Annotated in this window: 21 protein-coding genes; 8 read left to right on the top strand and 13 right to left on the bottom strand. The window is 57.8% G+C overall.

Annotated features, from left to right (window positions below; translation table 11 throughout):
• Nucleotides 1-61 precede the first annotated feature (61 nt).
• Nucleotides 62-457: a c-type cytochrome gene (locus ABVF61_RS16565; RefSeq protein ID WP_353994640.1), complete on the top strand. Its 396-nt coding sequence runs from the start codon at nt 62-64 to the stop codon at nt 455-457.
• A gap of 50 nt (nt 458-507) precedes the next feature.
• Here ABVF61_RS16565 and ABVF61_RS16560 read toward each other — a convergent pair whose 3' ends face one another.
• Nucleotides 508-1,851, bottom strand: a complete 1,344-nt coding sequence (locus tag ABVF61_RS16560; RefSeq protein ID WP_353994639.1) for a DUF3422 family protein — start codon at nt 1,849-1,851, stop codon at nt 508-510.
• A gap of 157 nt (nt 1,852-2,008) precedes the next feature.
• On the opposite strand from ABVF61_RS16560, the gene ABVF61_RS16555 reads away from it, so the two are divergent.
• Both ABVF61_RS16555 and ABVF61_RS16550 read left to right on the top strand, forming a co-directional pair.
• Entirely contained in the window at nt 2,009-2,785 is a 777-nt protein-coding gene (locus tag ABVF61_RS16555; protein ID WP_353994638.1) for a FadR/GntR family transcriptional regulator, read from the top strand.
• Nucleotides 2,786-2,804: 19 nt separating this feature from the next.
• The gene (locus ABVF61_RS16550) at nt 2,805-3,941 is read left to right on the top strand and encodes an alpha-hydroxy acid oxidase (protein ID WP_353994637.1); all 1,137 of its coding nucleotides are present in this window, start codon (nt 2,805-2,807) and stop codon (nt 3,939-3,941) included.
• Between the two features lie 7 nt (nt 3,942-3,948).
• On the opposite strand, the gene ABVF61_RS16545 is transcribed toward ABVF61_RS16550, so the two are convergent.
• Entirely contained in the window at nt 3,949-4,650 is a 702-nt protein-coding gene (locus ABVF61_RS16545) for a type 1 glutamine amidotransferase (protein WP_353994636.1), read from the bottom strand.
• Between the two features lie 149 nt (nt 4,651-4,799).
• Between ABVF61_RS16545 and ABVF61_RS16540 the strand changes: the two genes are divergently transcribed.
• Nucleotides 4,800-5,717, top strand: a complete 918-nt coding sequence (locus ABVF61_RS16540; protein WP_353994635.1) for a DMT family transporter — start codon at nt 4,800-4,802, stop codon at nt 5,715-5,717.
• 12 nt (nt 5,718-5,729) lie between these two features.
• Here the strand turns inward: ABVF61_RS16540 and ABVF61_RS16535 are convergent, their stop codons facing one another.
• Both ABVF61_RS16535 and ABVF61_RS16530 read right to left on the bottom strand, forming a co-directional pair.
• A complete protein-coding gene (locus ABVF61_RS16535; protein WP_353994634.1) occupies nt 5,730-6,620 on the bottom strand; it encodes a LysR substrate-binding domain-containing protein in 891 nt (296 codons plus the stop codon).
• 168 nt (nt 6,621-6,788) lie between these two features.
• Nucleotides 6,789-7,664: a LysR substrate-binding domain-containing protein gene (locus ABVF61_RS16530; protein WP_353994633.1), complete on the bottom strand. Its 876-nt coding sequence runs from the start codon at nt 7,662-7,664 to the stop codon at nt 6,789-6,791.
• Nucleotides 7,665-7,927: 263 nt separating this feature from the next.
• On the opposite strand from ABVF61_RS16530, the gene ABVF61_RS16525 reads away from it, so the two are divergent.
• Nucleotides 7,928-8,248, top strand: coding sequence for a DUF1127 domain-containing protein (locus ABVF61_RS16525; protein WP_353994632.1), 321 nt, complete (start codon nt 7,928-7,930; stop codon nt 8,246-8,248).
• 91 nt (nt 8,249-8,339) lie between these two features.
• On the opposite strand, the gene ABVF61_RS16520 is transcribed toward ABVF61_RS16525, so the two are convergent.
• The 4 genes from ABVF61_RS16520 to ABVF61_RS16505 form a co-directional block, all read right to left on the bottom strand.
• On the bottom strand, nt 8,340-9,095 hold the full coding sequence (locus ABVF61_RS16520) for a DUF937 domain-containing protein (protein WP_353994631.1): 756 nt from the start codon (nt 9,093-9,095) through the stop codon (nt 8,340-8,342).
• Nucleotides 9,096-9,239: 144 nt separating this feature from the next.
• Nucleotides 9,240-10,613 carry a glutamate--cysteine ligase gene (locus ABVF61_RS16515; protein WP_353994630.1) on the bottom strand — a complete coding sequence of 458 codons (1,374 nt, stop codon included), beginning with the start codon at nt 10,611-10,613 and terminating at the stop codon, nt 9,240-9,242.
• Between the two features lie 160 nt (nt 10,614-10,773).
• Nucleotides 10,774-12,540: an adenylate/guanylate cyclase domain-containing protein gene (locus tag ABVF61_RS16510; protein WP_353994629.1), complete on the bottom strand. Its 1,767-nt coding sequence runs from the start codon at nt 12,538-12,540 to the stop codon at nt 10,774-10,776.
• Between the two features lie 4 nt (nt 12,541-12,544).
• Nucleotides 12,545-13,303 (bottom strand): 16S rRNA (uracil(1498)-N(3))-methyltransferase, encoded by a 759-nt coding sequence (locus ABVF61_RS16505; protein ID WP_502950002.1) that lies wholly within the window; start codon nt 13,301-13,303, stop codon nt 12,545-12,547.
• A gap of 211 nt (nt 13,304-13,514) precedes the next feature.
• Here ABVF61_RS16505 and ABVF61_RS16500 point away from each other — a divergent pair, with 211 nt between their 5' ends.
• The 3 genes from ABVF61_RS16500 (at nt 13,515) to ABVF61_RS16490 (ending at nt 17,605) form a co-directional block, all read left to right on the top strand.
• Entirely contained in the window at nt 13,515-15,215 is a 1,701-nt protein-coding gene (locus ABVF61_RS16500; protein WP_353994627.1) for a SulP family inorganic anion transporter, read from the top strand.
• A gap of 50 nt (nt 15,216-15,265) precedes the next feature.
• A complete protein-coding gene (gene xseA, locus ABVF61_RS16495) occupies nt 15,266-16,837 on the top strand; it encodes an exodeoxyribonuclease VII large subunit (RefSeq protein ID WP_353994626.1) in 1,572 nt (523 codons plus the stop codon).
• 180 nt (nt 16,838-17,017) lie between these two features.
• Entirely contained in the window at nt 17,018-17,605 is a 588-nt protein-coding gene (locus ABVF61_RS16490) for a DUF805 domain-containing protein (protein WP_353994625.1), read from the top strand.
• 102 nt (nt 17,606-17,707) lie between these two features.
• Here the strand turns inward: ABVF61_RS16490 and ABVF61_RS16485 are convergent, their stop codons facing one another.
• The 5 genes from ABVF61_RS16485 to ABVF61_RS16465 all read right to left on the bottom strand — a co-directional run bounded on the left by ABVF61_RS16485 (nt 17,708) and on the right by ABVF61_RS16465 (nt 24,239).
• Nucleotides 17,708-19,078, bottom strand: a complete 1,371-nt coding sequence (locus ABVF61_RS16485; RefSeq protein ID WP_353994624.1) for a TRAP transporter large permease — start codon at nt 19,076-19,078, stop codon at nt 17,708-17,710.
• A complete protein-coding gene (locus tag ABVF61_RS16480; protein ID WP_353994623.1) occupies nt 19,075-19,719 on the bottom strand; it encodes a TRAP transporter small permease subunit in 645 nt (214 codons plus the stop codon). The genes ABVF61_RS16485 and ABVF61_RS16480 overlap by 4 nt, the downstream gene beginning before the upstream one ends.
• An 80-nt stretch (nt 19,720-19,799) precedes the next feature.
• Nucleotides 19,800-20,816, bottom strand: a complete 1,017-nt coding sequence (locus ABVF61_RS16475) for a C4-dicarboxylate TRAP transporter substrate-binding protein (RefSeq protein ID WP_353994622.1) — start codon at nt 20,814-20,816, stop codon at nt 19,800-19,802.
• Nucleotides 20,817-21,042: 226 nt separating this feature from the next.
• A complete protein-coding gene (locus tag ABVF61_RS16470; protein ID WP_353994621.1) occupies nt 21,043-22,440 on the bottom strand; it encodes a sigma-54-dependent transcriptional regulator in 1,398 nt (465 codons plus the stop codon).
• Complete coding sequence (locus ABVF61_RS16465; RefSeq protein ID WP_353994620.1) at nt 22,437-24,239, bottom strand: sensor histidine kinase; 1,803 nt, start codon at nt 24,237-24,239, stop codon at nt 22,437-22,439. The genes ABVF61_RS16470 and ABVF61_RS16465 overlap by 4 nt, the downstream gene beginning before the upstream one ends.
• Nucleotides 24,240-24,386 lie beyond the last annotated feature (147 nt).

The following is a 24,386-nucleotide window of genomic DNA, read 5'->3' as shown; positions in this document are numbered from 1 at the left end:
TGACCGTGTTGATGTTTTTCTATTGTGGGTATTCAACGCACCCAAACTGAGGGAGAGTTATATGCAGCGTCTGCTGATGATTGCCGGAAGCGTGCTTTTGGCCATGACCGCTCAGGCTAGCGCCGAGGGCGACCCGACCAAGGGTGAGAAAGTTTTCAGAAAATGCGGCGCGTGCCATGCAGTGGGCGAGAACGCGAAAAACAAAGTCGGTCCGCAATTGAATGGTATCGTCGGGGCTCCCTGGGGCCGCATCGAAGGCTACAAATATTCCAATAATCTTGTCGAGCTGAGCGACGGCAAGGTTTGGGACGAAGAGACACTCGCCATTTACCTGACCAAGCCGAAAGATCTCATCCCGAAAGGGAAGATGGCTTTCGCCGGGCTTAGGAAAGAAGAAGAGCGTGCCGACGTGATCGCCTACCTTGCGCAGTTCAAGGATGACGGCACCACCGAATAAAACCGGCCTATGCCGCAATTGAACAAAGGCCGGTACATCCGGCCTTTGTTTTATTCATCCGTCTGTTTTTCACCGCTGTGCCTGCGGATGCGCCGGACTGTCCACCAGATTAGAAGCACCACTACGGGCACCGACAGACCTGTGGTTATGTTTGCATTCGCGACAGGCAGGCCAGCGTCCTTGGCGGCTTTTGCCAGATAAGAAATCAATCCGACAACATAGTAGCTGACAGCAGCCACAGACAGGCCTTCAACAGTTTGCTGCAGCCGGAGTTGCAGGCGCGCCCGCCGGTCCATCGACTGCAGCAGACTGCGGTTCTGCTGTTCCAGTTCGACGTCCACGCGCGTGCGCAGAAGTGTCGTTGCACGGGCAAGCTTGCGCGAGAGCATCGCCTGTCTGTCTTCCATTGATTGGCAGGTTCTCATTGCGGGTGCCAGGCGTCTCGACAGGAACGACGCCATCGACAATTCGCCTGGCGCGGCTTCCTCCTTGAGCGTGGCAAAACGCGCCTTTACGATCTGGTCATAAGCGCGGCTCGCCCCGAAACGAAACGTGCTTGCCGTGGCTCCCGCCTCCAGTGCCGCGGCCAAAGCTGTCAGCTTGTCGAGCAGATCCTGGTTCGCACCGAGAGCCGCCGCCTCCCTCATCTGACCGGTCAATTCCGCAAGCTCAATTTCATACCGTCTGATATCGGGCTGCAGATTACCTGCCTCGAACAGCCCAAGCATGGCGAGTGTCCGGTAGGTTTCCACTTCCAAAAGACGCTGGATCACCGCGCCCGACTGGACATCGCTCAGGGAACGGTTGAAGACGAGAATGCGCGTCAGGCCATCTCCATCCTGCCGGAAGTCTGTCGCAACACACGCCGCCTCGTCCTCCAGATTGGACACTGTCAGGCTGCTCTCATCAAAATGAGCACGCCATGCGTCGTCATTCACCGGGTCGCGCAATTCGAGGCGAACGGCAACCAGAAGATCTCCCGGCGCGCGAAAGGCTGCGCCAAAAGGATGTGTTGCGGGTGGCGGTCCAAAGATCCGGTCCGCGTTCGCCGAGCCGTCCCAAGTGTAGGTCGTGAATTCCGCGTGCTGTTCCCAGCTCAAGGTGCCACCGCCGAATGCAACGGTGTGATGGCGATTGCCCGGCGCCGAGCCATGGGTTCCGCGCGAAATGCAGAATTCCGACAGCCAAGCCTGGTCTTGCGCGGCTTCGTCCGCATTCGTCAGGAACGCGTAGTGCAGAACAATTCGCGGGCTCTTCAGCGGCCGAAACGGGCGGGCGTGCACCTCTCCCAAAACCCGCTCGCGTAACGCAGACGTTCGAAACGACGGAAGCGAAGATCCGTTTTCTGATCCCTGACCCAAATTCCCGTCCCCATCTTCTAATGCAGCAGCCACTTTACTTTGCCCACAAGGCCAACCTTAGACCAAGGTCTAATATTGTCACAGGGAACGCTCACCGTTCCAAATTCAAGACGCTTTCAAATTGGATAAAAAAATTGACCAATTCTTCTTTTCCACCTAATGTGCGCGGCAACGAGAAGGTACGCCAACCATGTTTCAACCCGTCGACCACCAGAAAACGGCAAATGCCGCTGTCGAACAGATAGAAAACCTGATCCTGAAAGGCGTCTTGCATTCTGGCGACAGACTTCCCGCTGAAAGAGACCTTGCCGAAAAAATGAAGGTGTCGCGGCCGGTGCTGCGGGACGCGCTCAAAATCCTGGAAGAGCGCAAGTTGGTTGAAGCACGGCGTGGCGGCGGCACATTCGTTTGCGACCTGATCGGCTCCATCTTCTCCGACGCTGTTGTTGAGCTGATTGCCCGCCACCCGTCCGCAATCGACGACTATTTCGAGTTCCGCCGGGGGATCGAAGGACAGGCTGCGGCTCAGGCCGCGGAACGCGCGGCACCGTCCGACCTCCAAAGGCTGCAGGACATTGTGGCTCAAATGCACACCGCGCATGAGGCGCAGGACCTTACCGAGGAGGCCCTGCTCGACGTGGAGTTTCACCATGCGGTTGGCGAAGCGGCACACAACGTGGTCATGCTGCACACGCTGCGTTCCTGCTACCGGCTGCTGGAAAACGGTGTCTTCTACAATCGCGGCCGTCTCTATCATCATCCGACCGCCCGCAACGAATTGCTGCAACAGCATCTTGCGATTGCAAACGCAATCAAGGACGGCGATCCGGTGCGCGCAAGGCGCGCCTCCGAAGCCCATATCGACTACGTGCGCGGCACACTTGCCGATGCAGAAAAGCTTGATTTGCGCGAACAACTTGCCGGCCTGCGCCGCACCAAACCCCTAAAACAAGCTGCCAGATCCTGACTCTCAGGGAGGATACACAATGACGACCGTAACCGATGTTGCTGACATGCAGGCCCTTGCAAAGCGCCGCGTGCCGAAAATGTTCTACGACTACGCAGACACCGGATCATGGACGCAAAGCACCTATCGCGAAAATGAAGCCGCGCTGCAGCGCCAAAAGCTGCGCCAAAGGGTTGCCCGGAATATCGACAACCGGTCAGTCAAAACGACCATGATCGGCCAGGATGTTTCGATGCCGGTCGGATTGGCGCCAGTCGGGCTGACCGGCATGCAGCACGCCGACGGTGAAATTCTCGCCGCACAGGCCGCGGAGGAGTTCGGTGTTCCGTTTACGCTCTCAACAATGAGCGTTTGTTCGATCGAGGACGTCGCAGAACACACGAAAAACCCGTTCTGGTTCCAGCTTTATGTGATGCGGGACAGAGGCTTTTCAGAAAGCCTGATGCAAAGAGCCAAGGCGGCTGGCTGCTCCGCACTTGTTCTCACCCTGGATCTTCAGGTCCTGGGGCAACGCCACCAGGACATCAAGAACGGCCTCAGCACGCCCCCCAAACCGAAGCCGGGCGTCCTGATCGATCTTGCCTTCAAGCCCCGTTGGTGCTGGAACATGCTGCAGACAAAACGCCGCGAATTCGGGAATATCCACGGTCACGTGTCAGGCGTCGAGGACATGTCGTCGCTGGCGGAATGGACAGCCAGCCAATTCGATCCGACCCTGGACTGGTCTTCCGTCGAATGGGTCAAAAAGCACTGGGACAGAAAACTGATCCTGAAAGGCATCAACGACGCCGAAGACGCAAAGGTTGCCGCGGAGCTTGGTGCAGACGCAATCGTCGTTTCCAACCACGGCGGCCGGCAGCTGGACGGGGCCCTTGCCTCATATGACGTTCTCGGCGACATCGTCGATGCAGTCGGTGACAAGATCGAAGTTCACTTCGACGGCGGGATCCGTTCAGGACAGGATGTTTTCAGGGCCGTTGCCATGGGCGCCCACAGCACTTACATCGGCCGCGCCTTTATCTATGGCCTTGGCGCCATGGGCAAACCGGGTGTAACCAAAGTTCTGGAAATGATCCGCAAGGAGCTCGATGTAACGATGGGATTGTGTGGAGAAACCGACATCAAGAACGTCGGTCGGCATAATCTGGTTCTCTGAAAGCATCTTAACTGACTAAATCCAGCCAGGCTTTGGCGAGCGCGGCTCCTAGCTCGTCAGCCTTTGCGGCATGACGGGCAGCGTCTGTGTCGAGACGCTCCGACCAGTCCGGCGTGTGCGGCAGGATCTCGTCGGCAAAGGTCTCCGACCAGTCCCGCACATCCTCCAGCGCGGCTTCAAAATGAAACTGGATGGCATAAGTTGCCCGTCCGACGCGAAAAGCCTGGACAGGTGTCATCTTGCTGGTCGCGAGATGTTCAGCGCCATCCGGCATCGACACTGTGTCCGTATGCCAGTGAAACAGCGGGCCACCCTCACCGAGTGCTCCCAGAACGGGATCCGCTAACCCTGCGGGTGTCGGCGTGACCTCATGCCAGCCAAATTCAATCGGCTGGTTCAGGATATTCCGCCCGCCAAAGGTTCTGGCGATCAATTGGCACCCTAGGCAGATCCCGAGCACTGGCCGATTGGTTTCATGAAACCGGCGGATCAGCGAACAGACAGCCGCAAGATGCGGATAAGCCTCGTCATCCAGCGCGCTTTGCGCACCACCCAATACGACAAGTCCAACATAGCCATTTATCTCATCAGGGAGCGGTTCGCCTGCATAGGCCCTGATCACGCGCGCAGGCAGCCCTTCTGCGGAGGCATATCTGCCTAATGCCGCCATTCCGGCTTTTGGATAGTTCTCAATCACGAGCAGAGTCATTTTGCCTCCGGTGCAAAACTGCGCGTTCATCTCGTCCAAGGCGTAAAGCTATTCATCTAGTTGCGTGATGGAAACATCAAAAACAATCATTTGCGTTGAAGCGAACCACGGACCAGATTCGTGTAAGACTTTCCAAGACAGGTGATTTCATGAGCGTCGCGACCTTCGCCATCCGCAACGGATCCAGCGGCTTTTCCGCAACGGACTACGGTCTCTATGCCGCCACGGTGCTTGCCTGGGGCTTCAGCTGGATTGCCATGAAAAGCCAGGTGGCAAGTGTTTCGCCTGAAGTTTCCGTTTTCTGGCGCTTTGTTCTGGCGGCCGCAATCATGATGACCTGGGCAAAGTTCCGCGGGTACACCCTCTCTTTCGGCGCCACGGAACACATGCGCTTTGCCGGGCTCGGCGCTTTTCTGTTCTCGACCAACTTCACGCTCTTTTACTACGGTGCTATCCAGATACCATCCGGCCTGCTCGCGGTGATTTTCTCCACCGCGTCGATCTTCAATCTGTTCCTTGCGCTTATTTTGTTCGGGCAACGCCCCAACCCGCTGGCGCTCGTCGCCGGCATGCTTGGTTTCGCGGGAATTGCCCTGATGTTCTGGCCAAAGCTTGCGGGTGCTGAATTCAATACCGAAGCTGCAGTCGGCCTGGGTCTGTGTATTGCAGGGACGCTTTCGTTCTGCTGCGGGAACATGCTTTCAGCCGATACGCAGCAACGCGGCATCCCCGTGGTACCGGCGGCTGCGTGGGGGATGGTCTACGGCGCTGTCCTGCTTGGAGTATTTTCGTTGCTTCGCGGGCAGAGTTTCGCCGTTGAATGGTCGTTCACTTATTTCAGCGGCCTTGTTTATCTGGCCGTCGTTGCCTCGGTGATCGCCTTTGCGTCTTACCTCACACTGCTGGGAAGAATCGGTTCGGCCCGGGCCGGATACGCGACCGTTATGTTTCCTGTGGTCGCGCTGACGCTTTCAACGATCTTCGAAGGATACCAGTGGACATTCCTTGCCGCGATTGGTCTTGTTTGCGTGCTTGGCGGCAACGTTTTGATGCTGCGGGCCCGCTAAGGCCGTCAAACGCTACTCCGCGGCCACCTGGCCGCTAACGCTGCCAACATTTCCAATCGCCGCAATGAGGTGATTGCAAAGCGTGTCGTGCATCGCCTCGCGCGCACTGTCGGAGCGCAAAAGCGCGATATCGCAGGACGGCAGCACGGGAAATCCATCCCGTTCGTCCAGAATGCGCATGCCGTCACGGATTGCGCTTTCAGGAAAAACCGTAATCGCAAGTCCCGCCTGAACGGCCCCGACGAGCGCGGTCGCACTTGAACTGGTGTAGGATACCCGGTAACGACGCCCAGCCCGGTCGAGCGCGTCCATCGACAGGCGACGCCATCCGCAGGACGAAGGACCCAGCGCCAGCCGGATAACGTCTTGTGTATGCGCGGAGTGCTGCATCGCGGTTACCCAGTACAACGGTTCACGGCGGATGATTTCACCACGTATGTCCATGGTGTCGCTTGATGTGGTGATCGCCACATCCAGAGTTCCCTCACGGATCGCTTCTGTCAGCTTGCTGCTTCCGGAACATTCGACTTCCACTTCAATGGAAGGGTTCAGACGGTTGAAGGCGGCAAGAACCTGCGGCAGCAACCGGTCCGCATAGTCGTCCGGCACACCAAGCTTCACATGACCCACTTCCTTTTGACCGTTGAAGGCCGAAAGCGTCTCATCGTTCAAGAGAATCATGCGGCGGGCATATTCAACAAGACGCTGTCCGTCTTCCGTCAAACGCGATTGCCGCCCGTCCTTGATGAAAATCTGCTGCCCGACACGCTCTTCAAGCCGGCGCATCTGCATGGAAACCGCAGACTGCGTCTTGTGAACAGCTTCACCCGCTTTCGTAAAGCTGCCCAGCTCCGCAATAGCTAAAAACGTGCGAAGCTGATCAATGTCCAACGCGTGATTCATCTGAATACCCCGCGACTCAACCACATATCAGGCGGAAGATTTGAGTTTCGAATTAATTTGGGGAAGATACATCACAAACTCTTACATTACAAACACAAATTCAACCATTCCGGCTACTTTCAACGGATGCAAGCAATTGGATTCAAAGCAACTTTTTGAAGCGCCCGATTATTGAGCCGCCTGAGGAACCGACAGGTTGTCCAGCGACGAGACAATGTGTTCAACGAGCGCATCCGTCACGCGCGAACTGTTATGCCATGATCGCATGATGCCGATTTCACAGTCCGGCAGCCTTGGAAATCCGTCAGCTTCCGTCAGCACCCGCATCCCGGAACGCAGCGCGGATTCCGGTAAAACCGAGATTGCCAGTCCCGCAAGGACGGCTGCGCCGACCGCCGTTGAATTCCAGCTGGAATAAAGGAGGCGGTGTTCGCGCATCTGGTCTCCGAGCGCGTTGATCGCTGCCTTGCGCCAGTCGCATGATGCCCTCCCGAGCGCCAGGGGAAGGGGCGATTCATTTTCGACGGCGTGCCGTGCCGAAACGACCCAGAGCAGCGGTTCGCGCCGAACGAGGTCAACATGCTTGCGCCCCTTCTTCTGGACATGCGTGATAATCGCGACGTCCAACTCCCCTTCGGAAATCATGTCGGCAAGATTCGGCGTGGGTGCGCAAACCACGCTGACTTCTGCCTTGGGATTGGATCTTGAAAACCTTGCCAGGATTTCCGGGAGAAAGCGGTCCGCATAGTCGTCCGGCGTTCCAAGACGCACGAGCCCGGCAAGCTCGGTATCATCAAAGGCAGCGAGGGTCTCATCGTTCAGCTGAACCAGCCGCCTCGCATAGTGGAGCAAGCGCTCTCCGTGTTCGGTGAGGCGCGACTGCCGTCCAACGCGGACGAACAGTGGTTTGCCGATACGTTCCTCAAGGCGCCGCATCTGCATCGACACGGCCGACTGAGTTTTGTGAACATTGTCCGCCGCCTTCGTGAAACTGCCGCTTTCTGCGATTGCAACAAAGGTTCGGAGCTGATCAAGGTCGAGCATCGTCGCTCCAATCATTAGATTTAATCATGTTTAGCACAGCACTCATTTGTGCGGGAAATATTTCGTGAGACGGCCATCTCCAACGAGAAATGGGGAGGGTCGAAGATTAACATCACACATTCTGATCTATTCCATCACAAACATTCGTTGGAATTATATATCTGAAACATGCATATTGAAATCGTTCCTCAAACAGAGACCGCCAATCCGGCGCGGAACAGGCTGCCGAAACTCCCTTCGGCTGCTCACAGGAGACTATTGCCATGACACACATCACAAGCATCCCTTTCGTCGCTCTCTTCGGGCAGATGACTGCCCGTGCATGGCGTGTGTTTAACAACCGCCGCCATGTCACCGAGCTCAAATTTTGGTCCGATGAGCAATTGAAGGACATCGGCCTGACCCGGAGCGACGTTCGACGTGCGTTGGCCCTCCCCTTCTACCGCGATCCGACATCTCTTCTAGGCAGCACGCCAGATAACAGCCAGCCGGCATCTTGGCGCGCAGCGAACACTATTCAGGAAAAGCCAACCCTCGTTGTGGTTGACGGTCAAGGAACCAAGGCCGGCCAGATCGCCGCCTGAGCTTTTCCGCCCCCTTTTGCAGCCCCTGTCGGCAGACCTTGCTGACGTCTACTGACCCGCCTTCCGGCGGGTCTTTTTTTGTCAGGCAGGTTTAGCCTTTGCCGAAATCCTTCGAAGCCTTTTCAAAAAAACTGTCAAAAGCCCTGAACTGGTTCGATTGAAAATCGCGTCCTGCCGACATCCAGTTCGACACCATTTCGTCAAACTCGGAGGTCTCTTCTGCAGGCGCTTCCTCTTCAGCGAGCTCTTCTTCTTCCGGTTCCCGCTCTTCAACGGTTTCCGGTGCACTGGACACAACGCTTGCGGGTTGAAGAAAAGCGCCCCAAAACGCGGTCATCGCGTCAGCGTATCCTTGCATGTAATCGACCGGGGTTGGCTGTGGCTTGGGCCGGCCGCGCGCGAAGCCTCTCAGATAAGCATCCAACAGATTGCGCGCTTCCCCATGCACAAACGGCCGGGCCACCTGCCCCATCGCCAACGTGGCGGCGACCGGCATCATTTCCTGAATGGCATCGCTTTGCAGTCCGGTTAATCCCGAGATTTGCGCTGCAAGCGCCTGCTGCACGGCCTCGGGCCCGAAAAACGGCGTCAGTGCAGCCTGTGACGGGTTTTGAAACAATGCCGCAAAAGGTGTCGAGGCAGAAAGGTCCGGGGTCATAGGGACACCCGGGAAGTCGGAGAAACCGGGCACCGCGCTACCAAAATACCGAAACCCGTTCAGGGCCGCCGGAAGCAGCTGTTCCATTACGCTGCTGAGGTCATCATTCGACCAGCCAAATCGCTGCCGAACATCTTCCGCCAAGGAAAAGACGTCAAATGGAGGCATACCCATTTCGCTGCCTGTCATAGCACTGCTCCGGTCGACTTCCTGCAAGGCCTTGAGAAACAAGGCCAACCAGTGCCAGAGTGACTGTTTGAGAGGCTAAGGTCAATTCACGCTATGGATTAGAGCGGGTACGGGCGCGCAACTGTCCTGGAGCGGGACCACGCTTTAATAGGCGTATTCCCGGAATACCTGCGTAATGTCCTTCTCCCAGGAGCCATTGTAACGCTGGAGCAGAATATCGGCAGGACACATGCCCGCAGCAAGCCCTTCCTCGAGCGGAGCGAGATGAACACGCTCGTCCAGATCTCCGTCGCTCAGCCGGTTTCGTCTTTTCAGGCCCTCTTGTGCCAGTGAGAGAACTTCCTTTGCGACGTCTAGCACCGTCCCGCTTCGGAAAGGGGTTTGAAGCGCAGTTTTCGGTACGCCGGAACGCAGCGCCGCGCGTTCTTCCTGGGTCCAGTCGCGGACCAGTTCCCAAGCCTGATCCAGAACGCCGGTGTCGTAAAGCAGCCCGACCCAAAGCGCTGGTAGAGCGCAAATGCGGCGCCAAGGCCCCCCGTCTGCACCGCGCATCTCGATGTATTTCTTGAGGCGGACATCCGGGAACAGGGTCGAGAGATGATTGTTCCAGTCACCAAGGCTTGGTGTTGCGTCGGGGATCCTGCCCTCGAGCGCGCCATTCATGAACTGGCGGAATGTGGTGTCCGTCACGTCATAGTAGGTGGTGCCGCGCTTGACAAAATACATCGGCACATCAAGTGCCCACTCAACATACCGTTCGAAACCAAAGCCGTCTTTAAAGGCGAACGGCATGTCGCCCGTCCTGTCCCGGTCGGTGTCGGTCCAGATCTGCGCACGGAACGACTTGAACCCGTTCGGCTTGCCTTCGGTGAACGGAGAGTTTGCAAACATCGCGGTTGCAATCGGCTGCAACGCCAGGCCGATCCGCATCTTCCGGATCATGTCGGCCTCGGACGAGAAATCGAGGTTCACCTGGATCGTTGATGTCCGGTACATCATGTCCAGCCCTAGAGATCCCACTTTCGGCATGTAATTGGTCATGATGTCGTAGCGGGACTTCGGCATACGCGGAACGTCGGCGCGCGACCAGGTCGGGGTCATGCCGATCCCGAGAAAGCCGACGCCCATCGGTTCTGCGATCTGCCGCACATGTGCAAGGTGTTGGTTGGCTTCCCGGCACGTCTGGTGCAGATTTTCCAATGGTGCGCCGGAAAGCTCGAACTGTCCGCCCGGTTCAATCGAGATCGCGCCGCCGCCGTCATTGTCGGCGAGACCGATGATCTTGCCCGCATCTTCGATGCGCTCCCATCCCAGGAGCTTTTCCATGCCTTCCAGAACAGCTTCGACACCGTTCGGTCCTTCATAGGGAATCGGCGAAAGCTGCTTCAGGCAGAACCCGAACTTTTCATGCTCGGTTCCGATCCGAAACCGGTCTTCAGGTTTACAGCCGGCCTCGAGTGTTGCGGCCAGATCCGCAACAGTTTCAATCGGTGTGGAATCGACCGTATCGCGGGCCATGAAACTGTCCTAAATGTCTGTTCGAGGCTTCAGAAAAGACGTATTGACCGATCTGAAAACCACATTGATCCGGCGCGTTTGAAGTAAAACGCTCTTGAGCCTGCGTGATTTAGGAGCCTTCAAAGAAGAATGCAAGCAAGGAAACCGCTAAGCTGGGCGCTCACGCAATTCTGAACACGCCAAGTGGTTCCTCCCTGCCGCGCAACTGCACCTGGCCAAGGCTCGTGCAGCTGAAGCCTTCCGGCATCTGGGCGATGGTCTGAGCGCTGGCAAGTGCAATGACCGTTGCATCGGGGTCTATGTGCTTGCCGTATTCCTGCAATCTGGCGGCAACATTCACCGCGTCTCCAATAACGGTGTAATTCATGCGCGACGGTGTGCCGATATCCCCGACAACAACTTTGCCCGTATGGACGCCGATCCTGACCCGCATGTCGCGCTTGCCGGATCGCTCGAGACGCTCTGCCAAAGACCTGACCGCCGCGATCGCCATGGCCGCATGGTCGGGCTGGTCGGATGGAGCCCCCCAAAAGGCCATGACCCCGTCTCCAAGGAACTTGTCGATCGTTCCCTCGCTCTCGGCAATCGCATCCGATACCGTCTCGAAATAGGCGTTGAGATAGGACGCCGTTTCCTCAGCCGTCAGATGTGACGCTTTTCCGGTGAACCCTGCCAGATCCGTGAAGACGATCGTCATCTCGCGCAGCTCAATATTACGCGAATGCGTCATGCCTTCTTCAATCAGGCGCGACACCAATTGGCGGGGCACGTATTTGGCAAAGGCATTCAACGCACCGACGGACCCGTTAAAGGCCTGGTTGACATCGTCCATTTCCGCGAGGCGCGAGCGGGGCAGACGTTCGGCAGCTTCGAAGTTCAGTTTGCGCAGTTCTGCAGCGGACATCGCGAGACGTGACAATGGCCTGCCAAGCATCCGGCCCACCAGAAATGAAAGGATCGCGCCAAACACAAGAGCGGCAAGCGCCACGTACAATACCGCCCAGGTCTGGTCCAGTACCGCCCCGAATTCAGCCGCTCTATAGAGTGTCCCCACGATCCAGCCCTGAGCAGGTCCGCCGCTGATTTCGGTATATATGGCCGTATACATGCGTCCGCCTGCGGGAAACAAACGTCCCTCAACACTTCCGCCCATGACATGTCCGGTGTCCGTTTCCTGCCAGAGCAGATGAAGCGGCGTTCCCGTAAGCCCGGCGAGCCGCGGCAGAGGGTCGGCGTGCGTGGCCACGAAACGGCTTTCGGGCACGCCATCGACGGCAATCGCCGTGTCCCGGTTTTTCAGCAGAAAATTGCGTTGCCGGTCATCCCAGGCCATATCCCGCACGAGCCTGGAAAAAACGGTTTGCGGGAAGTAACCAATCAATTGCTGGCCGTTTCCAAGGTTGATCTCAAGCGCGGCAACGGCGGTTGAAAACCCTTCCTTGAACGCGAACGGAGACCAGGTGGCTGTCGGCAGTGTATTGCCCGCTTCACCATTGGGTGCCGCACGGCGGAGTTCGAGCTTCACTTCCTTTGGAAGGACACGATCATACGATGCCAGATCCTGGCTGGTCAGGTTCCGGTCCATTATCGACGCATGACCGGCGAACGACAGGAAAAGCTGTTCCTGTCGCTTGAAGAACCCATGCAGAACCGTTTCGTTGCTTTTGAGTACCGCACGAGACTGTTCGTCAAGCAATCGCATGGCGATACGGCGATCAGAGGAAGCGAGATAGGCAATGATGCTGCCGCAGATGATCACCAGAAGCAGTGAAAACACGAGACCGAGCGCAACCCCGACCGGCAGGCGGATCTGTCCTGGCCCGTGCGGCCGTTTCGGATCCGCCTCGGGCGTCAGAACTTGCGGCTTCGGCGGGTTGCTGGCGCGTTTCTTCGGTTCGCTCCCTTGCGGGAGGATATCCTGCGCCATCCAACTATCTCCAATCGCCGACCGTTGCCTGGATGACCGTCAAAGCAGCCACCGCTGCAGTATCCGCTCTCAAGATGCGTGGGCCAAGCGGAATTGCAGTAACAAACTCCAAGTCCCGAAGTTCCTGTCTTTCCTCGTTGGAAAAACCACCTTCGGGGCCGACAATCACGGCCAGGGGCTGCGGGCCGGCCTCCTTCATCTGTGCCAGCGTCAGCAACGGATTATGGGTCCCTTCGGCTTCATCGCAAAACAGCAATCGCCGGCCCGGATGCATTTGCGGCCACTCCGCGAGCACCTCTTTCAAAGACTGAGGCCCGATCACCTCCGGTATTGAAAGAACGCCGCATTGTTCTGCTGCTTCGATAACATTCGCCTCCATGCGCTCCAGATTGATGCGGGTCGACTGCGTATGCTGGGTCATCACCGGCTGAAGGCTGCCGACACCCATCTCGACCGCCTTTTGGACCATATAGTCCAGGCGGGCATGTTTGAGCGGTGCAAAGAGATAGATCAGGTCATTATGCTCGGTCTGTTCCCGGGTGCATTCCATGACCTGAAACGCACATTCCCGGCGGCCACTGCTGGCAATCTTTGCCAGCCATTCACCGTCATTGCCGTTGAAAACGAGAATATAGTCCCCGTCCTTCATTCGCAGGACGTTTAGGAGGTAGTTCGCCTGGCCCCGATCGGCTTCGATCCGTGCACCTTCGGCGAGAATATGCCGCAAGAATAGTCGCTGCATCTTGAACTCGTATTTTCCCATCTGAGGACCGTAGGCGCTCGATTGTGTGTGTTTCAAGGCGCACCGGGCGGGCTTTCGGAAACTTCACACAATTCGATAATCCGAGTCGCATTGAACGCATATTCTTTTCTGCACCACCTTGACCGGCGCGCGTCCAGACGCCCTACTCTGCCGGCGCATGCGGACAGTGAACAACGGATCCAAGCCGCTGGACTCACGGGATTTAGGTGAGATGGGTTTGAAACTGAGCGACGTCGCCTTGGCTGGACTTCTGCCGTTGAAGAGATCCCGCGTTCTGCCGGAGGTGCTGGCAGGGTTGACGCTGGCGGCAATCGCTATCCCTGAAGTGATGGGATACACGAAAATTGCCGGAACACCCGTCATTACCGGGCTGTATACCCTGCTGGTGCCGATGGCACTCTTTTCGCTTTTGTGTTCATCGCGCCATCTGGTTGTTGGCGCTGATTCCGCCACGGCAGCCATACTGGCGACAGCCCTTGCCGGGCTGGCCACGACAGGGTCGACGCACTACGTCGCACTAGCGGGTCTGATAGCGCTGATGGTGGGCTTTTTGCTGCTTGCGGCGAGCGTCGCGCGTATCGGGTTCATGGCCGACTTTCTGTCGCGAACGGTTCTGACCGGTTTCCTGACCGGCGTCGGAATTCAGGTCGCCCTGCACGGCTTGACGGGAATGGGCGAAATCAAGCTACCCCACGGAACGGGATTGCAAGCTCTTGCGCAATATCCGCAAGCGGTTTCTTCGCTCAATGAGTTGGCACTTGCCGTTTCGGTGGGCGTCCTCGTCGTGGTTTTTGGTTTGAGACTGATCGCGAAATCCATCCCCGGTCCAATCGTTGCGCTCGGTCTCGCAATTTTTGCAAGCTGGTACTTCGATCTGAAATCGCGTCTTGACGTTGTCGGCAATGTCCCGGGCGGACTGCCGGAATTTGAACTGCCGGCAATCGACTGGTCGGTGGCGCTTGTCTGGCAACTCGGACCGACCGCGCTTGCCATGGTGGTTGTCATCCTGGCGCAGAGTGCCGCCACCGCGCGTGCCTATGCCGCCAAATACCAAGAGCAGCTGGACGAAAGCGCAGATATCCGGGCCCTCGGTCTTGGAAATCTCGGCGCCGGACTGTCCGGAACTTTTGTCGTCAACGGCAGCCCGACGAAAAGCCAAATGGTGGAGAGCGCCGGGGGCCGGTCGCAACTTGCGATGCTGACCACTGTGTTGGTCGTTCTGCTTGTTCTTCTGTTCTTCACCGGCCTGCTCACCAACCTCCCCCAGGCCGCACTTTCCGCTATCGTCTTCAAGATCGGCCTGGATCTCATCGACCTGAAAGGATTGCGCCGGATATATAAAGAGCGACGACCTGAATTCTGGGTGAGCCTTGCGACGATCCTTGTTGTCGTCTTTGCCGGTGTCGGTCCCGGCATCGTGCTTGCGATCGTCCTCTCGCTGATCCTGCACACCCGTCACGGATATCATCCGGTAAATGTTCTCCTTACCGAGGAAACCTCAAGGGATTGGCGCGCGTGCCCGCTCAAATCGAAGGTTCAGGCAGCACCGGGGCTGATGATCTATCGATTCACGCACAGTATGTATTACGCGAATGCCGAGCAGCTTTCGCACGAAATCAGATGGCTGACGGCCTCCGGACCGACTGATCTGAAAGACTTCTGCATCGATTTTTCCTGTGTCGACGACATCGACTTTACGGCCCTGGAGACCCTCAAGGCACTGCAATCGGATCTCGGAGAGAGACGCATTGAACTTCTGTTCGCGCACATGCTCGACGACCCGGCATCGCGTAGCCGACGCCAACTGATCGATGCCTTTGGATCCAGCGCGGTGTTCGGCACGATCGACGAGCTGCTGGATCACGTGAAAGCATCCCCAGGCAGTGCACCTAAGGCTTCACCAACGTCTTGACCCCACCCCGGCAAGCGGCCACTTTCGAATAAAGAAGAGGAATCACCCGCTTGAGCGAGACACAGTCCAACGTCGCCGAATTCTCCGTTTCCGAGATCTCGTTTTCCATCAAGCGCACGATGGAAGACACATTCGGCTACGTGAGGGTACGCGGCGAGCTCGGGCGCATATCCAGACCCGGCTCGGGTCATATCTATCTGGACCTGAAAGACGACAGGGCGGTTCTGTCCGGCGTGATCTGGCGCGGTGTCGCCTCGAAACTGAAGATCCAGCCGGAGCAAGGCCTGGAAGTGATTGCCACGGGCAAGATCACGACCTTTCCGGGCCAATCGAAATATCAGATGGTCATCGACGCGCTCGAGCCGGCCGGCGCCGGAGCTTTGATGGCACTCCTGGAAGAACGCAAGAAGAAGCTCGCAGCGGAAGGTCTTTTTGCCGAAGAGCGCAAGAAACCGCTGCCGCCCATGCCGGCCGTCATCGGTGTCGTTACCTCGCCGACCGGCGCCGTCATTCGGGATATCCTGCACCGTATCGCCGACAGGTTCCCGCTGCATGTCCTGGTTTGGCCCGTGCGCGTGCAAGGGGAAACATCCGGCGCAGAAGTCGCCAACGGTATCCGTGGCTTCAACGCACTTGAGCCCGGCGGGCATATTCCACGGCCAGACCTCGTGATCGTTGCGCGCGGCGGTGGCAGCATCGAGGATCTTTGGGGCTTTAACGACGAAGCGGTCGTGCGGGCCGCTGCCGACAGCCGGATCCCGATTATCTCCGCGGTTGGCCACGAAACCGACTGGACACTGATCGATCTTGCCGCTGACGTACGCGCCCCGACACCAACGGGAGCGGCGGAGATCGCCGTGCCCGTAAAGGCCGAAATGATGGCCTTCGTCGATGATCGCTCGCGGCGGCTCAATTCCGGACTTGTCCGGTTCGTGACCGGCAGACGGACGGAATTGAGAGCGGCCAGCGCCGCGTTGCCCGCACCGCAGGATCTCCTCGCATTGCCACGGCAGAAATTCGACACGCTTGCCAACGGACTGGAACGCGCGCTGATCGTCAGCACAAAAGGTCATCGCAGTGATTTCCAAAGCCTTTCGGGGCGCCTTTCGCCGCTGCTGCTGACACGTCTGAGTTCAAAGGCGAGACAGGACCTCGTCCAACTTGGTGATCGGCAGCAACGTGCGCTCAGCGTTGCCATTTCGCAGAAGCGTCAGGCTTACAGCGCCATCTCTGTGCGACTTACGCCTCAACGCCTTATGCAGCAGACGACGCTTGGAAAAGAGCGCATGAGCGGTCTTTCCGAACGGCTCGACCGTGCCTTTCTCGCACGGATCACACAGGAAAAAAGCAGGCTGGACGGTTTGCAGAAGCTGCTCAAGTCCCTGTCCTACAAAGATGTGCTAGCACGCGGCTATGCTCTTGTGCGCGATGAAACCGGCAAACCGGTGAGATCGGCAGCAGCTGTCGCTTCCGGGACGGCCCTTGCCATTGAACTGGCCGATGGCACACTTGACGCGGTTGCCACAAGCACTTCGGCGGCGGCGCCCCCCCAGCGCAAAAGCAAACCTAAAAAGTCCAATCCGGCAAAGCCAACTGTAGAAGATCAGGGTAATCTTTTCTAATGCGACTACTTGCGTAATTTCACTGATACGCAAGATAATTCATATACAAATAAATAATGCCCCAGACTTTCTACATTCGAATTAGGACAGATTTAACCAGTTCCCTTACCCCTATCTTAAGTTGTCTCCCCTAACGTCAGGGCTGAATTTGTTGAAAGCTTGTAGACGGGGCAGTCAGATATGCAACGCAAACAATTCGGAAAACGCGGTCTTCACCAATCCGTACCCCAATTTGGCGACAGAAACACGAACTACGCTGCTGCGGGCATTCCTGCCTACGCCGGCGCCGGAGCGCCGAGCTTCGACAACGACGACAGCTTTTCAATCGGCAAAATGCTGGGACACGTGTTCGGCATGCTCTTCAGTTTCCAGGGCCGCCTCGGCCGAATGGAGTACTGGATGATCGGTTTGATCCGTTTCGTTCTGCTGATCACGGTCGTGATCGCGTTTGTCTTCGCTGCCGGGCCGCAAATGCAAGGCCTGTCGGAAGAGCAAGCAAACGTTGCACTCGTTCAGTTTGCGTTCGGTACTGTGCAGGGCGGGTTCTTGACGTTCCTGTTTCTGGCCTTGTGTTTGTGCCAGTGGTCGCTGGAGGCCAGGCGTTGCCACGATCGGGACGCGTCCGCTCTTTTTCTGCTCATCATGTTCGTTCCGATCATCGGCAGCTTCTATGCCATCTGGATCTTCATCGCGAACGGCTTCTTTCCCGGCACCGAGGGCCCGAACCGGTTTGACACCGCCCGGAGCCAGGCACAGGTCTTCGACTGAGATCACAGACTAACATCGATCTGATCGTTAAAAACGCCGCCGGAGAAAAAGCTCCGGCGGCGTTTTGCGTTTCCTGTAAACTTGCCCAGTGGCGGCTCGCCGCTATCCCATCAGGGACGGCAGGATCGTAATGATCGATGGGAAGGCCAAAAGCCCCGCAATGGTCAGGACATCCGCCACAAAGAACGGCACACAGCCACGGAAAACCTCCTGCACCGGGATGTCCGGCCGCACGCCTGAGACAACGAAGCAGTTCAACCCTATGGGCGGTGTAATCAGACAAAGCTCTGCCATCTTGACCACGAGGATCCCGAACCAGATGGCGCAGGCTTCACCGGACATACCAAACGCGCTTTCCGCTGCCGTGACATCCTCGCCGCCGTTGAGCGCGATGACCGCCGGATAGACGACCGGCAATGTCAGGATCAGCATGCCGATCGCATCCATAAACATGCCGAGCACCGCATAGGCCAGAAGGATGCAGATCATGACGATCCAGGGTGAAAATTCCAGCGCGACGATGAAATCCCGGAACGCATCCGGCAGTCCGGCGAAGCCCAGAAAACGCACATAGACCAGAACACCCCAGATCAGCGTGAAGATCATCACGGTAAGTTTGGCGGTCTCGTGCAGCGCTTGCCCCAGTTGCTTGAGTTTCATGCCCTTTGCGAACGCGACCGCAAGAACCACGAAGGCCCCTAAAGATCCGGCTTCGGTCGGCGTCGCCAGCCCGAAGAAGAACGAACAGAAAATAATTCCGACCACGAACACGATGGGCAATGTGCCCGGCACACTTTCCAGACGCTCTGCCCATGTGAAGCCCTTCACTGCCGGCGCATCACCTCTCCAGGCAGAAACCGCCACGATAATCCCGACATAGACGAACGCGGAAAAGACCCCCGGCAGGAAACCGGCGATCAGCAGCTTCCCGACGGATTGTTCCACCAGGATCGCGTAGATCACGAGGATTGCCGATGGCGGGATCAGTGAGGCAAGTGTTCCTCCGGCTGCGACAACCGCCGCCGACAGACGCTTTGAGTAACCGGCCGAAAGCATTTCGGGAATAGCAACGCGGGCAAAGACCGCGGCTGTTGCAACCGATGCCCCCGAGACGGCGGCAAAGCCGGCCGTTGAAAACACCGTGCCGACGGCCATGCCGCCCGGAAGCCAGCCGAGCCAGCGTTTTGCGGCTTCGAACAGCTGTTTGGTGAACCCGGCATAGAATGCCAGGAAACCGATCAGAATGAAGGTCGGCAGCACCGACAGCGCGTAGGTAACGGATTTGGAATGCGGGATTGTTCCCGCCATCTTGAGGGCGACGAAAAAGCCGCGTTCGAATCCCATTTTCATCGAAAAGTGGATGATGAGCCCCACCAGGCCGGTGAACGCGGCGGCAAAGGCCACCCGCACGCCGAATATAACCATGACCAGAAGCACACCGGTCATCAGGAGGCCGACTTCAAACGGTGTCATTTGGACGCCTCCTTGTCTGTCTCTTCCCCAAAAGCTTCCTCGATTTCATGCTGGGCGACATCCTCGACCCGCTCGATCAAGGGAACCTCGACCGGCTGGTGCGCCGGATTGGCGACCAGGCGAGCGTAACCGTAAATCTGCAGCAGCAGGCGAAGCAGGAGCAGGCTGAGCGCGACCGGCACAACGAGTTTCGACGGCCAGGTGGGCAGACGAATGTCCATGGTGCTATCGCCGATATTCCAGGAGCGGTCGAAGTGGAACCAGGATCCCCAGATCAGCAGCGCGACCGTAAAGGCGATTAAGATGACGCCGAGCATCTCACAGATATAAAGCGCGCGGCCCCTGAGTTGACCCAGAACGATTTCCATCCGGATGTGGCCGCCGACACGCTGGCAATAGGCAACACCGGCAAAGGCGAAAATTGCCATGGCCTGTTCGGTTATGTCGATGAAGCCCGGTATCGGCGTATTGAACAAGAGACGCCCCAGAACCTGCGCGACGGCGAGCAGGATCAGCGCAAGGATGGAGAAGGCGGCAATGAGATTGAATCCGTTTTCGACATGGGCCAGCAGACCGCTGAAACGGATGTAGGTGGTCGGTCGCTCCTCGCCGGAACGTCCAGAAGGATCGATTGTCATCATAGGTGTCAGCCCCGGGCAGGGCTTCCCGGCGTTCTAGGCGGAACGCCGGGAAGCAAGTAGGTCAAGCCAGCTGAGCGGGCTTATTCGGCGATTGTTTTCTTGACCATGTCGAGCAGTTCCTGAGCGGGAAGACCGGCAGCCGTTTGCTCTTCGATCCAGGCATCGTGGATCGGTCCTGCCTTCTCGGCGAAGGCGCTCAGTTCTTCATCGCTGAACTCGACTTCAACGATGCCGCGTTCTTTCAGCTCAGGCCACCATTTGTCGTAGACCTTGGCGTAGGTTGCGAGGTAGTGATCGAGCGCCGGATCGACGGAAGCATCAAGTGCCGCCTTGAAATCATCCGGCAATGCCTCATAGGCCTCGACATTGACGACGACCGGGCAGTGAACTGTGCCGGGATTGAGGTTCTTGGTCCACCAGTCTGCAACTTCAACCACCTTGAACGAAAGGTGTGCGTGTGGCGCGAAGCCTGCTGCCTGAACCGTTCCGGAATCGATTGCCTGGTAGGTTTCAGAAGCGGTAACCGACGTCGGCACGGCACCGGCAGCTTCCATCAGCTTGCCCAACCCGCCAAGCGCGCGCACGCGCATACCGTCAAAGTCAGCAACCGAGGCAGGCACTTCGCCCTTGCCCGCAAAGTTGTACTGCGGCATCGGCGAAGGCATCAGCAGCTTTGCATTCCAGCGGCCGAGATCCTGCTGAACCGCAGGATGGTCATAAAGGGCCTTGGAGACCTTCACTTCCGTTTCCAGATCGTTGACGCCCAGGAACGGGAGTTCAAGCACGGTCAGCGTCGGATTTTTGTCGGCGTGATAAGACGCGCAGAACTGGGCCATCTCAAAAGCGCCGAAGGAAATGCCGTCCAGGTTCTCGCGAGACTTGGACAGGGCCCCACCATAATGCAGCTTGATCTGGAACTTGCCGTCCGTTTTTGCCGCAACTTCTTCGGCAAGCTTCTCGACATGTTCCGTAAACGCCCGCCGCTTGCCCCATAGCGATACGTTCCACTCCAGATCGGCGGCGAACGTCTCGGTAGCAAAGATGGCAGTAAGTGCGACTGCAGACACAGCGGTCGCGGACTTCAGAGAAAAGAGCATGAAATCCTCCCAGACAAAGTGCTCATTTTCTTGGACGCTCGCTCAACAGGCTTTTCACCGTGCAGAACCGGCCCAAGTCACTGGACCTTAAGCATGCTGCGTGCCAGTCGCGCGGTAAAGACAAAATCGTAAGGTTTCGCTCACCTATTTGTCGAAGAGACAAGGCATGAGCACGCACTTTCGGCAAGATCTTGCCTATCGGGCCGTGGGATCGGCGAGATTCCGCCTAGGTCTCGGATGTTTCTGTCGGGCCGGCTTGTTCTCTCGTCAGTCCGTGGCGCGCCATCTTTTCATTCAGGGTCCGGCGCGGGAGATTGAGCTCGCGCAGTACATCCGCCACGCGCCCCTTGTGACGCCGCAGGGCATTTTCAATCAGAGAGCGTTCGTATTCGTCCATAAGATCCTTCAACCCGGTGGATCTTGTCGGATCTGAGGGTTCACGCTGGCCTGTCACAAGTGCTTCCAGCGGCTGCGGATTGACTTCTGCATTGAGAACAAACCGTTCCGCTGCATTTCGCAATTCCCGAACGTTGCCCGGCCAGGGATATGTCTGCAAAAAGGCCTCGTCGCGAACGGATAAGCCGGGGGCGCCAATCCCGTATTGGACTGCCAGCCTGTTTGAGAACGTATCGAACAACAGCAGACAATCACGACCGCGTTCACGCAGCGGAGGTACGTGGAGCTCGATAGTGTTCAGTCGGAAGAGCAGATCCTCGCGCAGGCGACCGGAGCGCACCGCTTCGCCCGGATGAAGGTTGGAGGCGCTGACAAGGCGAGTGTTCACGTCGATCGACTTCGTGCCGCCAATCCGGTCGACCTTGCTTTCCTGCAGCACCCTGAGAAGTTTCGGTTGGAGGACGAGCGGCATAGATACGATTTCATCAAGGAAGAGTACGCCGTTATGGGCTGCTTCAATCCGGCCGATATGCCGCCGGTCCGCGCCGGTAAACGCACCGGCCTCATGCCCAAAGAGCTCGGCTTCCACCATGGCCTCGGGCAAGGCGGCGGCATTGATGGCGACAAACGGTCCGTCGGAACGCAGGCTGAAGTCGTGAAGCGCCTGCGCGATCACCTCCTTGCCGGTACCGGTTTCCCCGGTAATCAGCACCGCGGCATCGGTCTTGGCAAAATGAAGGATCTGCTGGCGCAGAGTTTCCATGGCCGGGCTGTTCCCGATCAACCGGCTTTCCAGACCAGCGCCTTCCTCAAGCTGTTTCTTCAGCGCCCGGTTTTCCATGACGAGCGCGCGCTTGTCCGCCGCACGCCGGACCACTTCCGCGATGTGATCCGGGTCAAACGGTTTTTCGATAAAGTCATATGCGCCTGCCCGCATTGCCTCCACGGCCATGGGGACATCGCCATGTCCGGTGATGAGGACGACTGGCAAATCGGTGTCGCGGCTTGCGATACGACGCAGGAGCTCAAGACCGTCGTCGCCTTCCAGCTTGACATCGGAGACGACACAACCGTCGAAATCCGGCGAGAGCCGGGACATGGCTTCATCCGCGCCTGCAACTTCAACCGTCGCAAAGCCTGCCAGACGGATCCACTGGCGCAGCGCCGCGCGCATCGACGGATCGTCATCGACAATGAGAACGGTACGGTCGTCTGCGTTTTCCGTCATTCTGCGGCTTCATTTTCCATAGAATGACGTGCTCCGGTCCGGGCCAGTTCGCCGTCAAAAGCGGGAAGCGTCAGCTCAAACAATGCGCCTTTTGGCGAATTTGCTCGGACCGACAGGTTTCCTCCGAGGTCCTCGGCAAGGCGCATGGAAATGGCCAGACCCAGACCCATGCCGCCTGAGCTGGTCTTTGTGGAGAAGAAGGGGTCGAATATGCGGTCCCGAAGGTCTTCCGGTATGCCCGGTCCGTTGTCGGAAATCTGCAATCTGATCTCACGACCCGTGCCGAACGCCTTCAAGAGAACCTGTCCATCTCCTTCCGCAGCGGCGGCGTCAGCGCCATTTCGAAGCAGGTTCACCAGGATCTGTTCGACCCTCAAAGGAGCCGTTTCGACTTCGAGCTCATTTTCTGGCAAATCAAGTTCGAGCCGGACACCCGTTTCCTCAAGGCGTGGACGGACGATTTTTTCCGCGGCCCGAATGCTCTCCGTCAGATCGATTTTTTCAATGCGGTTTTCCCCCGGGCGCGCGAACCGCTTCAGTTCCTGCGTGAGGCTTGCCATGCGAAGTTGCAGGGAGTCAATTTCCTCAAGGTTTTCGACGGCAGTGCGCGTGTCGCCCTTGTCGAGGAACTTCCGCGTTCCGGCAACAAACATTCTGAGCGCAGAGAGAGGCTGGCTCAACTCGTGCACTACGGCGGCCGACATTTCGCCGACAGCTGCCAGCCTGTTCGAACGCGCAAGGCCCCGTTGCGCTTCCAGCAATTCGCGCTCGACCCGGCGCCGTTCCTGTATCTCGCCAACCAGACGTGTATTTAGCTCCTTCAGATCGGCGGATTCCTGGCGCAGCAGGACCGATGCCTTGCGAAGACGCCGTCCGCGCAGTACCAGCAGGATGATCGCATAGACCAGACAAAGCGCCACTGTTGCTGCCCAGATCGGCAACACGCTTTTGCGGGTTTCCTCGACCGGAACCAGAAAATGGAGTGTCCAACCGAGCAGCCCCACCTGTGAGGCATTGTGACGGAAGACGCTGCCGTCGATCGTCAGCAGGTCGCCGGAAGTGACGGTTTGCCCGGGGCCCGATTGCCCACTGACCGGTTGCAAACCCTGAGAAGCATACTGGCGCGTAGACTGGATCGTCCTGCGCACACCCGGCGGCAGCTCGGCAAGCGTGCGGTAACGCCACTCAGGCCGGCTCGACAGGAAGATCACGCCGTTTTCATCGGAGGCAAATACGGTTTCACCACCTTCAGCCCATGCAGCTTCCAATGGACGCATGTCGACCTTGACGACGGCGACACCAATCGGCTTTCCCGTAACGGGTGACGGTCTGGCCAGAAAGAGGCCGGGTTCACCCAGCGTTGCACCTATCGCAAAAAACTGACCCTCATCGCCTTCGATCGCCGATTTGAAATAAGGACGGAAACCATAATTGCGGCCGACCAGCGAAAGATCGTCACGCCAGTTACTGGCGGCCAGTGTCGTGCCATCCTCGTTCATGACGTAGAGCAGGTCGGCACCGGAGTTTTCGGCCATCTCCTCCAGAAAGCGGTTGGCGCTTTCTACCGGCCGTCCGAAGGTCAGTGCGGATGTGGCGCGCGGATCGCGAGCGATCATGTAGGGAAGATAACGGTACTTCTGGTATTCGCCCAAAATGGTCTGCCGGTAGAGCGTCAGCCGCTCGGCGGCCTTGCGGTCGACGCTGTCCTCATCCAGGTCCAGGACAAGCTGAACAAGGACGAACGCAGTCACCACAAGAAACAAAGGCGGTATTGCCAGAAAGAGCCAACGGTTGGTCATGCCCTGTTATCGCGCATTTTTTTGACCTGTGCCAGAAATCTGAATTTAAATGACAAAATCAATTGATACGCGTCAAGGACCAGCGTCACGGCCGTTCTGTAGATTCCATGTCGCTGGCTCAGCACCCTGTTCCCGGTCCAAGGAGGG

It is taken from the genome of Roseibium sp. HPY-6, from assembly GCF_040530035.1.
GTDB lineage: Bacteria > Pseudomonadota > Alphaproteobacteria > Rhizobiales > Stappiaceae > Roseibium.
Note: the sequence above shows the minus strand (reverse complement) of the source record. Positions and strands in the feature narration are given on the sequence as shown.

Bases quoted from the DNA above. Each gene is read 5' to 3' on its own strand.
- ABVF61_RS16525 (WP_353994632.1), top strand. From the start codon at position 7,928: ATGACACACATCACAAGCATCCCTTTCGTCGCTCTCTTCGGGCAGATG.
- ABVF61_RS16545 (WP_353994636.1), bottom strand. From the start codon at position 4,650: ATGACTCTGCTCGTGATTGAGAACTATCCAAAAGCCGGAATGGCGGCA.
- ABVF61_RS16500 (WP_353994627.1), top strand. From the start codon at position 13,515: ATGGGTTTGAAACTGAGCGACGTCGCCTTGGCTGGACTTCTGCCGTTG.
- ABVF61_RS16535 (WP_353994634.1), bottom strand. From the start codon at position 6,620: ATGAATCACGCGTTGGACATTGATCAGCTTCGCACGTTTTTAGCTATT.
- ABVF61_RS16510 (WP_353994629.1), bottom strand. From the start codon at position 12,540: ATGGCGCAGGATATCCTCCCGCAAGGGAGCGAACCGAAGAAACGCGCC.
- ABVF61_RS16465 (WP_353994620.1), bottom strand. From the start codon at position 24,239: ATGACCAACCGTTGGCTCTTTCTGGCAATACCGCCTTTGTTTCTTGTG.
- ABVF61_RS16515 (WP_353994630.1), bottom strand. From the start codon at position 10,613: ATGGCCCGCGATACGGTCGATTCCACACCGATTGAAACTGTTGCGGAT.
- ABVF61_RS16565 (WP_353994640.1), top strand. From the start codon at position 62: ATGCAGCGTCTGCTGATGATTGCCGGAAGCGTGCTTTTGGCCATGACC.
- ABVF61_RS16475 (WP_353994622.1), bottom strand. From the start codon at position 20,816: ATGCTCTTTTCTCTGAAGTCCGCGACCGCTGTGTCTGCAGTCGCACTT.
- ABVF61_RS16470 (WP_353994621.1), bottom strand. From the start codon at position 22,440: ATGACGGAAAACGCAGACGACCGTACCGTTCTCATTGTCGATGACGAT.
- ABVF61_RS16505 (WP_502950002.1), bottom strand. From the start codon at position 13,303: ATGGGAAAATACGAGTTCAAGATGCAGCGACTATTCTTGCGGCATATT.
- ABVF61_RS16555 (WP_353994638.1), top strand. From the start codon at position 2,009: ATGTTTCAACCCGTCGACCACCAGAAAACGGCAAATGCCGCTGTCGAA.
- ABVF61_RS16480 (WP_353994623.1), bottom strand. From the start codon at position 19,719: ATGATGACAATCGATCCTTCTGGACGTTCCGGCGAGGAGCGACCGACC.
- ABVF61_RS16530 (WP_353994633.1), bottom strand. From the start codon at position 7,664: ATGCTCGACCTTGATCAGCTCCGAACCTTTGTTGCAATCGCAGAAAGC.
- ABVF61_RS16490 (WP_353994625.1), top strand. From the start codon at position 17,018: ATGCAACGCAAACAATTCGGAAAACGCGGTCTTCACCAATCCGTACCC.
- ABVF61_RS16485 (WP_353994624.1), bottom strand. From the start codon at position 19,078: ATGACACCGTTTGAAGTCGGCCTCCTGATGACCGGTGTGCTTCTGGTC.
- ABVF61_RS16550 (WP_353994637.1), top strand. From the start codon at position 2,805: ATGACGACCGTAACCGATGTTGCTGACATGCAGGCCCTTGCAAAGCGC.
- ABVF61_RS16520 (WP_353994631.1), bottom strand. From the start codon at position 9,095: ATGACAGGCAGCGAAATGGGTATGCCTCCATTTGACGTCTTTTCCTTG.
- ABVF61_RS16540 (WP_353994635.1), top strand. From the start codon at position 4,800: ATGAGCGTCGCGACCTTCGCCATCCGCAACGGATCCAGCGGCTTTTCC.